The organism is Acidocella sp. C78 (assembly GCF_907164655.1).
Genome location: NZ_CAJQZK010000033.1, coordinates 1 through 13,999 on the forward strand (window position 1 = coordinate 1; position 13,999 = coordinate 13,999).

11 protein-coding genes and 3 pseudogenes are annotated in these 13,999 nt (G+C 66.0%); 12 read left to right on the forward strand and 2 right to left on the reverse strand.

The annotated features are described in order from the left end of the window. The first annotated feature begins 91 nt into the window (after positions 1-91). From ACIDOCELLA78_RS000000111200 to ACIDOCELLA78_RS000000111255, 12 genes and pseudogenes are all read left to right on the forward strand, one after another. A pseudogene (locus tag ACIDOCELLA78_RS000000111200) lies at positions 92-978 on the forward strand (branched-chain amino acid ABC transporter permease). Then, the gene (locus ACIDOCELLA78_RS000000111205; protein ID WP_201729654.1) at positions 978-1,913 is read left to right on the forward strand and encodes a branched-chain amino acid ABC transporter permease; all 936 of its coding nucleotides are present in this window, start codon (positions 978-980) and stop codon (positions 1,911-1,913) included. Before ACIDOCELLA78_RS000000111200 ends, ACIDOCELLA78_RS000000111205 begins: the two are co-directional and overlap by 1 nt. A 6-nt stretch (positions 1,914-1,919) precedes the next feature. After that, a complete protein-coding gene (locus ACIDOCELLA78_RS000000111210) occupies positions 1,920-3,401 on the forward strand; it encodes an amidase (protein ID WP_201729632.1) in 1,482 nt (493 codons plus the stop codon). A 252-nt stretch (positions 3,402-3,653) separates the two neighbouring features. Beyond that, positions 3,654-6,992 carry a maltose alpha-D-glucosyltransferase gene (treS, locus tag ACIDOCELLA78_RS000000111215; protein ID WP_201729633.1) on the forward strand — a complete coding sequence of 1,113 codons (3,339 nt, stop codon included), beginning with the start codon at positions 3,654-3,656 and terminating at the stop codon, positions 6,990-6,992. Between the two features lie 383 nt (positions 6,993-7,375). Next, positions 7,376-7,507, forward strand: a pseudogene (locus ACIDOCELLA78_RS000000111220) (ESPR-type extended signal peptide-containing protein); the annotation flags it as partial. A gap of 79 nt (positions 7,508-7,586) precedes the next feature. After that, entirely contained in the window at positions 7,587-7,739 is a 153-nt protein-coding gene (locus ACIDOCELLA78_RS000000111225) for a hypothetical protein (RefSeq protein WP_249676632.1), read from the forward strand. A 40-nt stretch (positions 7,740-7,779) separates the two neighbouring features. Continuing rightward, positions 7,780-8,136 carry a filamentous hemagglutinin N-terminal domain-containing protein gene (locus tag ACIDOCELLA78_RS000000111230; protein WP_201729655.1) on the forward strand — a complete coding sequence of 119 codons (357 nt, stop codon included), beginning with the start codon at positions 7,780-7,782 and terminating at the stop codon, positions 8,134-8,136. Positions 8,137-8,139: 3 nt separating this feature from the next. After that, positions 8,140-8,715 (forward strand): hypothetical protein, encoded by a 576-nt coding sequence (locus ACIDOCELLA78_RS000000111235; RefSeq protein ID WP_201729634.1) that lies wholly within the window; start codon positions 8,140-8,142, stop codon positions 8,713-8,715. After that, positions 8,712-9,389 carry a hypothetical protein gene (locus ACIDOCELLA78_RS000000111240; RefSeq protein ID WP_201729635.1) on the forward strand — a complete coding sequence of 226 codons (678 nt, stop codon included), beginning with the start codon at positions 8,712-8,714 and terminating at the stop codon, positions 9,387-9,389. The genes ACIDOCELLA78_RS000000111235 and ACIDOCELLA78_RS000000111240 overlap by 4 nt, the downstream gene beginning before the upstream one ends. A 26-nt stretch (positions 9,390-9,415) precedes the next feature. After that, a complete protein-coding gene (locus ACIDOCELLA78_RS000000111245) occupies positions 9,416-9,568 on the forward strand; it encodes a GLUG motif-containing protein (RefSeq protein ID WP_374223267.1) in 153 nt (50 codons plus the stop codon). Continuing rightward, positions 9,556-11,178, forward strand: a complete 1,623-nt coding sequence (locus ACIDOCELLA78_RS000000111250) for an S-layer family protein (protein ID WP_201729637.1) — start codon at positions 9,556-9,558, stop codon at positions 11,176-11,178. Before ACIDOCELLA78_RS000000111245 ends, ACIDOCELLA78_RS000000111250 begins: the two co-directional genes overlap by 13 nt. A 23-nt stretch (positions 11,179-11,201) precedes the next feature. Next, positions 11,202-11,399, forward strand: a complete 198-nt coding sequence (locus tag ACIDOCELLA78_RS000000111255) for an MBG domain-containing protein (protein ID WP_374223268.1) — start codon at positions 11,202-11,204, stop codon at positions 11,397-11,399. A gap of 106 nt (positions 11,400-11,505) precedes the next feature. On the opposite strand, the pseudogene istB reads toward ACIDOCELLA78_RS000000111255, so the two are convergent. Further along, positions 11,506-12,251 (reverse strand): annotated as a pseudogene (istB, locus tag ACIDOCELLA78_RS000000111260) (IS21-like element helper ATPase IstB). 17 nt (positions 12,252-12,268) lie between these two features. Next, a complete protein-coding gene (gene istA, locus ACIDOCELLA78_RS000000111265; protein WP_201727680.1) occupies positions 12,269-13,795 on the reverse strand; it encodes an IS21 family transposase in 1,527 nt (508 codons plus the stop codon). Between the last annotated feature and the right edge of the window lie 204 nt (positions 13,796-13,999).

Here is a 13,999-nt window from a genome sequence, read left to right on the forward strand (position 1 = left end):
CCCCGCGAAAGAAGCCTTCATGCCCATGGCCGCCGAAGGCTGCCCGCTGGTCAAGGCCTGAGACCAAGCCCGCCATGAAGAGACCCACGTCATGCTGATGATCCTCGGCAAGCCGGCGCCGCTGCTGTTCGGGCAGCTGCTGCTTGGCATCATCAACGGCTCGTTCTACGCGATGCTCTCGCTCGGGCTGGCGATCATTTTCGGTCTGCTGAACGTCATCAACTTCGCGCATGGCGCGCTCTTCATGGTGGGCGCGTTCGTGACCTGGGGGTTGCTGCATTATCTCGGGATCGGCTACTGGCCGGCGATGGTGCTGGCCCCGTGATGGTGGGGGCGTTCGGGCTCGGGCTCGAACGCACCCTCATCCGCTTCACCTACAAGCTCGACATTCTTTACGGCCTGCTGCTGACCTTCGGCCTCGCTTTGGTGCTCCAGGGCCTGTTCACCAACGCCTATGGCAGCTCGGGCGTGTCCTACTCGGCGCCGGACCTTCTTTCCGGCACGCTCAATCTCGGCTTCATGTATCTGCCGGTCTATCGCGGTTTCGTGGTGGCCGCGGCGATCATCATCTGCGTTGCGGTCTGGTTCGTGATTGAAAAGACCAGCCTCGGCGCCCTGCTGCGCGCCTCGACCGAAAACCCCGCGTTGGTCCAGGCCTTCGGCGTGAATGTGCCGCGGGTGATCGCGCTGACCTTTGCCGCCGGCGTCGCCCTCGCGGGGCTTGCCGGCGTGCTCGCCGCGCCGCTCTACTCGGTCAATCCCGGCATGGGCACCGACCTGATCAACACGGTGTTCGCCGTTGTCGTCATCGGCGGCATGGGCTCGATCGGCGGCGCCATTCTTACCGGTTTCGGCCTCGGCATCATCCAGGGCTTCACCGAGGTCTATTATCCGGCGGCGTCTTCCGTGGTGGTGTTCGCGGTGATGGCTGTGGTTCTGCTGGCCCGTCCGGCCGGCCTGTTCGGAAGGGCGGCATGATGTTCGGTTTCACCCGCGCCCAGGCGATCGGCTTCGTCGTCATGGCGGCGATCCTCGCCGTCGCCCCCTTCGTCGCCTATCCGATTTTCGTCATGCAGGTGATGTGCTTCGCGCTCTTCGCGATGGGGGCGAACCTGCTGATGGGCTATACCGGCCTGCTGTCGCTCGGCCAGGCCGCCTTTTTCGGCATGGGCGGCTATGTCGCCGGCTACATGATCCAGACGATGCACGCCTCCACCGAAGTGGGGCTGATCCTGGGCGGCCTCACCGCCGCGGCGATCGGCGTCGTGTTCGGCTGGCTGGCGATCCGGCGGCAGACCATCTATTTCGCGATGATCACCCTCGCCCTCGCGCAGCTCGTCTATTTCTTCGCGGTGCAGGACACCGGCTTTACCGGCGGCGAGAACGGCATTCAGAACATTCCTCGCGGCAATCTGTTCGGCAGCTTTTCCCTGCACAACGACCTGCAGCTCTACTGGCTGGTGTTCGCCGTGTTCATCGCCGGCTTCCTGTTCGTGCATCGGGTGATCCACTCGCCGTTCGGCCAGGTGGTGAAGGCGATCCGCGAGAACGAGAGCCGCGCCATCTCGCTCGGCTACAAGGTCGAGCAGTATAAATGGGTCATCTTCGTGCTGGCGGCGGCGCTGGGCGGCATTGCCGGCGGGCTGAACGCTCTGGTCGTCCGCATCGCCACGCTCACCGATGTCGGCAACGCGACGTCCGGCCTCGTCGTGCTCATGGTGCTGGTCGGCGGGATCGGGACCGTGTTCGGGCCGCTGGTCGGTGCTGCGATCGTGGTCGCCATGCAGTATTATCTCGCCAGTTTCAGTGACTGGGTGACGGTGATTCAGGGCGTGATCTTCATCGCCTGCGTGCTCGCCTTCCGCCGTGGCGTTGCCGGCGAGGTTGCATCCTGGCTCAAATTGTCCCTTTGATGGGGCATGCAGGAAGCAGAACTCGCAAACCACGACGCGACATCTCTCGCCGCCCTTGTCCGGGGCGGCGAGATCACGGCGGAGGAACTGCTTGACGCAACCCTCGCCAGGATCGACGCCCACGAACCCCGACTGAACGCCATCGCCGCCGATCTGCGCGAGCGCGCCCGCCGGCAGATCGGCGCCGGGTTGCAGGGGCCTTTCGCAGGCGTTCCGTTTCTGCTCAAGGATCTTGCCCAGGACTACGCGGGCGCGCCGATGACGATGGGGGCGCTGCCGCTGCGGGGCAATGTCGCCGCCCGCTCCTCGCATTTCGTCGAACGCTGCCTCGCCGCCGGGCTGGTGATCGCCGGCATGACGACGGCGCCGGAACTCGGCCTCAAGGCGACCACCGAAACCCGCCTTTATGGCGCAACGCGTAACCCGTGGAATCCCGCGCACACGCCCGGGGGATCGTCGGGCGGTTCGGCCGCCGCGGTCGCGGCCGGCTATGTTGCCATGGCCGGCGCGGGCGATGGCGGCGGATCGATCCGCATTCCCGCCGCCTATTGCGGGCTGTTCGGGCTCAAGCCCTCCCGCGGGCGGATCTCGTCAGGGCCGCTGGCCGGGGAGTTGTGGGATGGCGCGGTGGCGGACCATGTGCTGACCCGCAGCGTCCGCGATTCCGCGGCCATGCTCGACTGTCTTGCCGGCCCGGCGGTGGGCGATCCCTTCATCATCCCGGCGCCGGCGCGCCCCTTCGGTGCAGAGGTCGGCGCCGATCCCGGCCGGCTGCGGATCGGCTTCTCCGTCCGCTCGCCGATCGGCGGGCGGGTGGCTCCGGAAATCGCCGAGGCCGTCGCGGCGACCGCCCGCCTGCTCGATTCCCTCGGCCACATCGTCGAGGAGGCCGAGCCGGCGATCGACGGGAAGCTGCTCGCGCGCTGCTACATGGGGATGTATTACGGCCAGGTCGCTGCCCTGCTCGCCCGGCTCCGGCGGGAGCACGGCAGCGCGGACCGGGAGTTCCACCCCGACACACGGGCGATCGCGGCGATCGGGCGGGCGATGTCCGCCGGCGCCTATGTCGAGCTGCGCGAGCAGTGGAACGGGTTCGCCCGTGCGCTGGGCGCGTTTTTCACGACATACGATCTCTATCTCACGCCGACCACGGCGCTCGGCCCGGCAAAAATCGGCGAGCTGGAGTCGCCGGCCGTCCTCCAGGCCATCTCCCGCCTGATCAGCCGCGCCAATGCCGGAGGCCTGCTGATCCGCTCGGGCGTCGTCGAAGGGCTCGCCTTCCAGAATCTCGAACGCACGCCCTTCACCCAGCTCGCCAACATGGCCTTCGTTCCTGCGATGTCGGTGCCGCTGCATCAGGGGCCCGACGGGCTGCCGATCGGGGTGCAGTTCGTCGGCCGCACGGCGGACGAAGCCACGCTGCTCCGCCTCGCCGCACAGCTGGAGGCGGCACTGCCCTGGGCCGGCCGGCGGCCTGCCGGCAACTGACGGCGACGCGCTGGCGCCTTGACCGCGCCAGCGCTGTGGCCGACACTTCCACGTCCATATCGTGATCGACGGATCGGCGTTCCGTTTCCGGGCCTCGTCTCCCCGTTGCCGCAGGCAACGGGCCGCCAGCCGAAGCCGCATGGAACCCGCGCTTCGGCGACTCTGCCGCGCCCGGCGGCACTCAGGCGCCCCACCCGGACAGCAGCCCCGATCCTGATCTTGTGACCCCGACACCGCGAGGAGGCGCCGGACATGACACGCCATACGGAAACGCTCTTCAGGCAAGACGCGCAGGCGACGGACCCGCAATGGTTCAAGGACGCGATCATCTATCAGGTGCACGTGAAATCGTTCTTCGACAGGAATGGCGATGGCGTCGGCGATTTCGCCGGCCTGATGGAGAAGCTCGACTACATCGTCGATCTTGGCGTGACCGCGATATGGCTGCTGCCATTCTATCCCTCGCCCCGGCGTGACGATGGCTATGACGTCAGCGGCTATCGCGCCGTCCATCCTGAATATGGCACATTGCGCGACGTGCGCCGGTTCATCGATGCCGCCCATCGCCGCGGCCTGCGGGTGATTACCGAACTGGTCATCAACCACACTTCCGACCAGCACCCCTGGTTTCAGCGCGCGCGTCACGCAAAGCCGGGGTCTGCCGCCCGCGACTATTATGTATGGTCGGACAACGACCAGAAATATGCCGGCACGCGGATCATTTTCGTTGATCTCGAAAAATCGAACTGGACCTGGGATGCCACCGCCGGCGCGTATTACTGGCACCGTTTCTACAGCCATCAGCCTGATCTGAATTTCGATAATCCCCGCGTGCTTCAGGAGGTTCTGGGGATCATGCGCTTCTGGGTCGATCTCGGCGTCGATGGGTTCCGGCTCGATGCCGTTGGCTATCTTGCCGAACGCGAGGGAACCGCCAATGAAAATCTTCCCGAGACCCACGCGATCCTGAAACAGCTCCGCGCGGCGCTGGAGGCGCACGCGCCCGACCGCATGCTGCTCGCCGAGGTCAATCAATGGCCCGAGGATACGCTGCCCTATTTCGGCGATGGCGATGAATGCCACATGGCGTTCCACTTTCCGCTGATGCCGCGGATGTACATGGCGATCGCGCAGGAGGACCGGTTTCCGATTTCCGACATCATGCGCCAGACGCCGCAACTCCCGGCGAATTGCCAATGGGCGATCTTCCTGCGCAATCACGATGAGCTGACCCTTGAGATGGTGACGGAAAAGGAGCGCGATTATCTCTGGGCCACGTATGCCGCCGATCACCGCGCCCGGCTCAATCTCGGCATTCGCCGTCGTCTCGCGCCGCTGCTGGAACGGGACCGCCGCCGCATCGAGCTGATGAACGGGCTTCTGCTGTCGATGCCCGGCACGCCGGTCATTTATTATGGCGATGAAATCGGGATGGGCGATAACATCCACCTCGGCGACCGCGATGGCGTGCGGACGCCGATGCAGTGGTCTCCGGACCGCAATGGCGGCTTCTCGCGCGCCGACCCCGCCGCCCTCGTGCTGCCCCCGATCATGGACCCGGTATCCGGCTATCAGGCGCTGAATGTGGAGGCGCAGGCGAAAGACCCGCATTCCCTGCTGAACTGGACGCGCCGCATGCTCGCCGTGCGCCGGCGCCATCGTGCCTTCGGCCGCGGCGGCATGCGGTTTCTGTATCCCGGAAACCGCAGGATACTCGCCTATATCCGCGACATGAACGAGCAGGACGACGCCGGGGAGACGATCCTCTGCGTCTATAATCTCGCGCGCACGGCCCAGGCGGTCGAACTCGATCTCGCGGCTTTCGCCGGCAGGGTTCCGCTCGATGTCATCGGCGGCTCCCCGTTTCCCCCGATCGGTCCGCTTCCCTATGTGCTGACCCTGCCGCCCTACGCGTTCTACTGGTTCAGCCTGACGACCGAAGCCGCGATGCCCAGCTGGCGGATCGAACCTTCGGAACCGCTGCCCGACCATGTCACGCTGGTCATGCGCGGCAGCCTGCGGGATCTCGCCACGCCGCAGACCATTCAGAGCCTCCAGAGCGACATCCTGCCGGCCTATCTCGCCCGGCGCCGCTGGTTCGCCGGCGATGGCGGCGAAGCAGGCCATGCGACGATTGCCGCGATGGACCATGTGGCGATGCCGGAGGGCGAATTCCTGCTCTGTCAGGCCATGCTCGATCGGGGCGGGCGGGGTGAACGCTATTTCCTGCCGCTGGCCGCCGACTGGGACGATCAGCCCGCCGCGCCGATCGCGCAGCACCTGGCGCTGGCGCGATTGCGGCAGCAGCGGCGTCTCGGCCATCTGACCGACGGGTTCGCCGTCGACGCATTCGGCCGCGCCATCATCGCGGGGCTGCTGGAGCGGCGTGCGCTCCGGCTGGATGCGGGCACGCTCACGTTCGAAGCGACCGACCGCGCCGGGTCTGTTCTCCGCCAAGGGGATGCCGATATCCGCAGATTTTCCGCCGAGCACGCCAGCAGTTCGATGATCGTCGGCGAGGCCGCCATCATCAGGGTTCTGCGCCGGCTCGAGGCCGGGCATCACCCCGAGGCGGAAATGCCCCGCTTCCTCGCGGACCATGGATTTGTCCATACCCCCGCGCTGCTCGGCGAAGTCGTTCTGACGGACGATGCCGGGGCGCGAACCACTCTGATGATCGTTCAGCAATTCGTCCGGAATCAGGGGGATGCTTGGCAATACATGATCGATGCGCTCGCCCGCGCTGTCGACGGCGCGGCGCATGCGCAGCCTGATGGCGGGGCGGAGGAGGCTGCGCTGGCGCCGTGTCTTTCGCTTGCTGGCGCGATGGGGCGGCGGCTTGCCGAAATGCACGCCATTCTCGCCCGGCCGCATCCCGCCGCGGCGTTTGCGCCACAGATCGCCGAAATGGACAATGCGACCGGATGGGCGGAGGCCGCGCACCATCAGATCGCCCTGGCTTTTGGGGCCCTTGACGAGGCTTCTTCAGGCTCGGGCGGCGACCTGAAGAGCGTCGTGCGGCATCTGAAGGAAAGCCGCGCCGCGCTGGAAGCCCGCCTGTCCCGCCATGCCATCGCAGGCGAGGGAGCCCTGATGACGCGCGTTCATGGCGATTTCCATCTTGGTCGGGTTCTTGTCATGCAAGGCGATGCCCTGATCATCGATTTCGAGGGAGAGCCATCCATCCCGCTGTCGATCCGGTGTCAGAAAGCCTCGCCGCTCCGCGACGTCGCGGGATTGATCTGGTCTCTCGACAATGCGGCGATGGCGGTAAGGCAGACGCGGCTTGCGAACGGCGCCGGCCCTTCACCGCGATGCGATGCCGTTTTGGAGCGTTTTCGACACGAAACAACAGGCGCTTTTGTCAGGTCGTATCGCGCCAGCGCCGCTGCGGCGCCTGATCGCTGGTTCGACGACCGGGTGTGGAACAATCTCGTGCCGCTGTTCCTGATCGAGGCGGCGGCGGCGGCAATCCACGATGAAACCGTTAGCCGCCACGGCAGGGTTGGCGGTTCGGTCGAGAGTTTCGCCCGATTCTGCGATTCTGGAACGGGAGAACGGATTTCCGATGAACCCGGACGCCAGTCTTGACGGCGTGGTGGTATCCACCGCCTGACATTTTTTGATCGCAGGCGCATGATATGCCGGCCGGGGCGGCGCAGATCGGAAAATCACCCGTTTCAAGCATAGCTTTTGCCATCGCCGCGCCGGCGTGAGGCGCGCTGCCTTCTTCCGCGGTCGGGCGGTGGGGGCGCGATATGTTGGCTTCGGGGATCGATCGACCCGCAAATTACAATCCCTGGTTGAAATTTGGAATCTTGGTGCCTATGGTGCTGCCGTGCGCCGCATATGTGCGGCAGACGCAGATCGCCCTCGCTTGTTTTGATTCCTGTCGTGCCGTTTGTAGACGCCTGATGTCATTCTAACGGCGTCGATTGAACATTGTCGAATATCCATTGTGTCAGAGATTTCCGATGAACCATGCATTCAAGCTGATCTGGAGCCGCGCGCTGGGGATGCTGATCCCTGTGGCGGAGGTGATGCGGACGGTGGGGCATGGGGGTCGGCGGCTGACGCCGCGGGCGCTGCGGCGCTTGCGCTGCGGCGGCAGTTTGGCGCTGGGGCGGGCACGGTCGCGCTGGTGCTGGTGCCGGCGGTGGCGCTGGCGCTGCCGCAGGGCGGCAGGTGACGGCGGGGTCGGCGAGCATCGCGCGCAGCGGCGACACGCTGACGGTGACGCAGACGAGCGGCAAGACGGCGATCGACTGGCAGGGGTTCAGCATCGGCGCCGGGCAGAGCGTGAAGTTCCGCCAGCCGGGGCGAGCAGTGTCGCGCTGAACCGGGTTCTGGGCAGCGACCCGAGCCAGATTACGGGCATCTGACGGCGAACGGGCAGGTCTTCCTGGTCAATCCGAACGGGGTGTATTTCGCGCCGGGGGCGTCGGTCGATGTGGGCGGTCTGGTGGCGTCGACGCGGGCGATCACCGATCAGGACTTCATGGCCGGAAGTATCATTTCACCGGCACGAGCGCGGCGGCGGTGGTCAATCGCGGCACGATCAAGGCGGCGGGGCGGGTATGTCGCGTTTATCGGCGGGCAGGTGGACAATGCGGGGCGGATCGTTGCCGCCGGGCGGGACGGTGGCGCTGGGGGCGGGGGGTGCGATCGACCTGACGCTGGCGGGCGGAGCCTGGTGCATTTCGAGGTGAGCCGGGCGGCGCTTGCGCCGAGGTGAAGAATGGCGGGGCGATCATCGCGCCATGGCGGCGTGGTTCTGCTGAGTGCCGCGGCGAAGGATGCGCTGCTGCGGACGGTGGTGAACGAGAGCGGGATCATCGAGGCGGGCAGTGCTGTGTCGCGGGCGGGACGATCACGTTGCTGGGGGCGTCGGGCAACGTTGTGGTGTCGGGCCGGGTGGATGCGTCTGCGCGGCGCGGGCGGTGCTGTGGCGGTGAGCGGCGCGCATGTGGTGGTGGCGCATGGCGGGCGGATCGTGGCGACGGGGCGATCCGCGGCGGGACGATCGCGGTGGGCGGCGGCGTGCATGGCGCGGGCGCTGCCGCAGGCGCGGACGGTGAAGTGGCTGCCGGCGCGGTGCTGGATGCGCGGGCGACGCAAGTGCGGGCGCGGGCGGCGTGGTGAGCGTGTGGTCGGATGTGAGGATCCGGCCTCGATGACGAGGGTTGCGGCACGATCCTGGCGTCAGGCGCGGGCGGCGGGCGGGCGGGTTCGTCGAGACCTCGGGGCAAGCTCGATTCACCGGCCTCGGTGCGGACGGGGGGCGGCACCTGGCTGCTCGACCCGTATGACGTGACGATCGCGTCGGGCAACGCGAGGGACGGCGTTCACACCGCCTCGCCCTATACCTACACGCCGGGTTCTGCCTCGACGATCCTGAACACGAGCATCGATGCGGCGCTGAACGCGGGCAACAACGTCGTGATCCAGACGGCGGGGACCGCGGGCACATCGAACGGCGACATCACGGTGAACGCGCCATCGCGTGGACGCCACGCGGGGCTGACGCTGAACGCGGCGGGGAATATCCGATCGATGCGCCGATCAGCGGCGAGCGGATCGGCACCCGGTCTGACGCTGGACTATGGCCAGTCGAGCACCAACGGTGCGGGGGCGAGCTACAGCATCGCCGCGCCGGTGAGCCTGCCGAGCAACGCGACCTTCGTGACCCAGGCGGGTCGAAGGGGCGGCGATTACCTACACGATCATCGACAGCCAGGCGGCGCTGGAGACTATCGCCGGCACCGGCAACTACGCCCTTGGCGCGGACATCGCCGCGACGGGCACCAATTCGTCGCTCCCCACCTTCTCCGGCACGTTCGAGGATTGGGAAACACGATCTCGAATCTGACGATCAACGGAGGTGATAACACCGGACTGTTCGGAACGCTCGGCAGCGGCGGGGTGATCCGCGATCTCGGCCTGGTGGGTGAACGTGTGACCGGTGGTAGCGATGTCGGGGGCTGGTAGGAAATAACACCTATGGCGGCACGATCATCGCCAGCTACGCGACGGGCAGTGTCACAGGCAGTGGCTACGGCGTCGGCGGGCTGGTGGGCAATAACGGCTATGGCGGCACGATCAGCGGGAGCTTCGCGACGAGCAGCGTGACGGGGGCAGCATCGATGTTGGCGGATTGGTCGGGCTGAATACCAACCAGGGTTCGATCAGCGCCAGCCATGCGGGCGGCACCGTGTCGGGCAGCGGAGATTATGTCGGCGGGCTTGTTGGATATAATAACGGCGGCAACGTCAGCGCCAGTTACGCGACGGGCAGCGTCTCTGGTGCGAGCGATGTCGGCGGTCTGGTGGGCGTTCATTATGATGGCACCATCGCCAACAGCTATGCCATCGGGCAGGTCACCGGGTTCGCCTATGTCGGCGGCCTGATAGGGCGCAACGCCAGTACGCTGGCCGGGAGCTACGCTTTGGGTGGAGTCTCGGGGAAGAGCGGCAATGTCGGTGGGCTGGTCGGGAATAACGCCGGCACCATCAGCGAGAGCTACGCCGTGGGCAGCGTGTCGGGGAATGCCGATGTCGGCGGGCTGGCGGGGCAGAATATCGGCGCGATCGCTTCGAGCTATTGGGATACGACGGCGAGCGGCACAATGACGGGTGTAGGCTCTGGCGCTTCGGCGGGCGCTGTGGGTCTCGCAACGCAAGAATGGCTGACACAAGGACCGATCGCAACGGGTGCATTCGGCGCGGGCGCATGGGTTACAGGCTATCCCTATCCTGTGCTCAAGGCGCTGCCTTATGTAGTGATCAACGCGGCGCCGGCGCAGGCAACCTATGGCGCGGCCCCGCCCTCCTTCACCGTATCGAGCGTGATCGACCAGGCCGGTCGCGATGCTTCCGCGATCGTCAACACATCCGGCATTCAGTTTTTTGCCATGTCCTCCGCGACCATGTCACTGGGCAGCCATATCCTTGGGGGAACGGGTGCGGCACTCGCGAACAGCCAGTCTGGCTACCAGATCACCTATGATGGACAATTAACAATACAGCCAGCGACACTTACGATCACGCCGGGAAACCAGACCAAGACCTACGGGCAGGCGCTCGCTCTCGGGACAACGGATTTTACCGTGTCGGGTCTTCTCAACAATGACCGCGTGACGAGCGTGACGCTGTCGAGCGCCGGCGCGTCGGCGACGGCGGCGGTCGGGGCGTCGCCGTATGCGATCGCCGGATCGAACGCGACAGGCACGGGGCTGTCGAACTACACGATCAGCTATGACACCGGCTCGCTGACGGTGAACCCCGCGGCGCTGACGATCACGCCGGGGAACCAGGCCAAGACCTACGGGCAGGCGCTCGCTCTGGGGACGACGAATTTTTCGGTGTCGGGTCTTCTTGGCAACGACCGCGTGACGGGCGTGACGCTGTCGAGCGCCGGCGCGTTGGCGACGGCGGCGGTCGGGGTGTCGCCGTATACGATCGCCGGATCGAACGCGACCGGGACGGGGCTGTCGAACTACACGATCAGCTATGGCACCGGCTCGCTGACGGTGACCCCGGCGCCGCTGACGATCACGCCGGCGGCGCAGAGTTCGATCTACGGGACGACGCCTGTGCTGAACCAGGGAGATTACAGCGAGACGGGGCTGGTGACGGGGAATGGCGACAGCATTAACAGCGTGGTGCTGACGACGACGGCGACGCGCCAGAGCACCGTCGGCACCTATGCGATCAGCGCGAGCAAGGCGAGCGGCACGGGCTTTCGAACTACAACATTATCTACAATGACGGCTCGCTGACCATCGACCAGGCGCCGCTGACGATCACGCCGGGGAACCGGACCAAGACCTACGGGCAGGCGCTCGCTCTGGGGACGACGAATTTTTCGGTGTCGGGTCTTCTCAACAATGACCGCGTGACGGGCGTGACGCTGTCGAGCGCCGGCGCGTCGGCGACGGCGGCGGTCGGGGTGTCGCCGTATGCGGATTCCGGAGAATTCGCCCATGGATTCCGATTTTAATTCGCCCACGATTCCGACGTTTATTCGCCCGGGGATTCCGAGATTTATTCGCCCGGGTAGCGGTCTCTGTGGCTGTTGATTTCGTTGCTCTCCTGTTCTCGTTGGGTCAAGCGGTTTTTGGGGTTTGCTTGCGGATCTTGCGCAGGCTTTCGCCGGTGAGTTCGATGCGGTGGGCATTGTGGAGCAGACGGTCGAGAATGGCGTCGGCGTAGGTCGGATCGCCGATCAGCTCATGCCAATGCGCCGGGGGGATCTGGCTGGTGATGATGGTGGCGCGGCGGCCGTAGCGATCCTCGACGATCTCGAGCAGGTCGTGACGGGCGCCGGCGTCGAGTGGAGCAAGGCCGAAGTCGTCGAGGATCAGTAGATTGACGGCACCGAGGGTGCGGATCATCCGGCCGTGACGCCCTTCGGCGCGGGCGACCGCGAGTTCTGCGAAGAGTTTGGGGGCGCGCTGATAGAGCACGGTCCTGTCATCGCGACATGCCTTGTGACCGAGGGCACAGGCCAGCCACGATTTTCCGACCCCTGTCGGCCCGCTCAGGACGAGATTGTCGTGCGCGTCGATCCACTCACCCTGGATCAGCTTCTGGAACAGAGCCCGATCGAGGCCGCGGGCACTCCGGTAATCGACATCCTCGATTGCAGCGTCATGGCGCAGCCTGGCATGGCGCAGCCTTGTGCTCAACCGCTTGTCACGTCGGACGGTGATCTCGCGGTCGAGCAGAAGACCGAGCCATTCGGCGTGACTGAGGCTGGGGGTTTCGGGATTGGCGTGCAGCTCGGTGAACGCGCGGCCATGCCTGCAAGACCGAGCTGGTGGATCTGATCGAGGGTCGGATGGTTCAGCATGAGGCTTCTCCTTGTCATCAGTGGAAATATCCGCCGCCCCGGATGTTGGGGTGGCGGATCGGGGTGGGATCGGGACTGGCGGTGCCGGCGGCTCGCTCCAGCCGGTTATCGAGGATGGATTTGACCGAGCCGTAGGTCAGGGTGCCGATGGTGAGCGCGCGCTCGGCCGCGGCATCGAGCCGGTCGGCGCCAACACTGCGGGCCAGGCGAAGGATGCCGATGCAGGCGCGGAACCCCTGCTCCGGATGAGGCCGGCGTTCGAGGATCAGGGTGCAGAGTGTCGCGACCGAGGGACCAAGCCGTGCGGCTTCCTGATGGATCCGTGCGATGGTCCAGTCGCCATAACGCCGGTGGCTCGAGGGCATGTGCTCGGCGATCGTCGTGTGTTTGCCGTTACCCGGCCTGCGTGCGTGCACGGCGATCCGTTCGCCACGGAGAAAGATCTCGACCGTGCGCACGGTGAACCGGGCCTCGACCTCGGCGCGGGCGTGCCGGTAGGGGACGGAGTAAAAATGCTTCTCGATCTCGACGTGATAATCGATGCCGACCCGCCGGCGCCGCCATTGCGCCAGCACATAGGGTTCGGCCGGCAGTTCCTTCAGCGCGGGACGATCGAGTGTTTCCAGCAGATGCCGTCTTGTCGCCCCCAGGCGACGGACGACCCGCTCCTCGTTCAGCCAGCGGCAGAATTCAGCGATCGCGGCATTCAGTTCGGCGAGGCCGTAAAATGCCCGGTTGCGCAGCTTGCCCAGCAGCCACCGCTCCGCCAGCAAAACCGCCACCTCGACCTTCGCCTTGTCACGCGGCCGCCGCGGCCGCGCCGGGAGAATGGCCGTGCCGTAATGGCGCGCCATATCGGTGTAGGTCCGGTTGACCTGTGGATCGTAGAGGCAGGCGCGGATGATCGCGACCCTGGCGTTGTCGGGCACCAGCAGCGCCGGCACGCCGCCAATTGCTGCCAGAGTGCGATTATGCGCCTCGATCCAGTCCGGCAGGGTCTGGGTCCAGGTCGCCTCAGCATAGGTGAAGCTCGATGCGCCGAGAACGGCGACGAAGATCTGGGCCGCACGCGTCTCGCCGGTGAGCCGGTCGATCACCACCGGCACCGTGTCGCCGGCATAATCGACGAACAGCTTCTCGCCCGATGCGTGGGTCTGGCGCATCGTCACCGGTAGCCGGGCTTCCCAGCTCCGGTAGAGCTCGCAGAACCGGCTGTAGCGATACCCATCCGGGTGCTCGGCAATATACTCGTCCCACAGGATCGACAGCGTCACGTGCTTGCGCTGCAACTCGCGGCGGATACGCCCCCAGTCCGGCTCATCCACACGTCGATGCCCCGGCCGCTTGCCCACCGCGCCGTCGAACAAGCGCCTTTCCAATGCCGCTTCGGACAGCGCCAGAGCCCCTGGCCCATCGAGCCCGGCCGCCTCCAGTCGCCGCAGCGTCAAGCGCACCGTCGATGCCGCAACCCCGACCCGGATCCCCACCTGGCGGGTCGAAAGCCCCGCCATCCTCAATCTGACAATCTCGCGCACATCGCGCATCGCAATCCGCTCCACTGGCATTCATCCGCTCCCTCGATCAGCCAAAGGGAGGGAACCTGAACCAGCCAGCAGAGACCTCAAGCCAACCCGGCCAACCCCGCCCGCCTGGGCGAATAAAAGTCGGAACAGGTGGGCGAATTAATCTCGGAATAGGTGGGCGAATAATTCCCGGAATCCCGGGCGAGTTAATCTCGGAATCCCGGG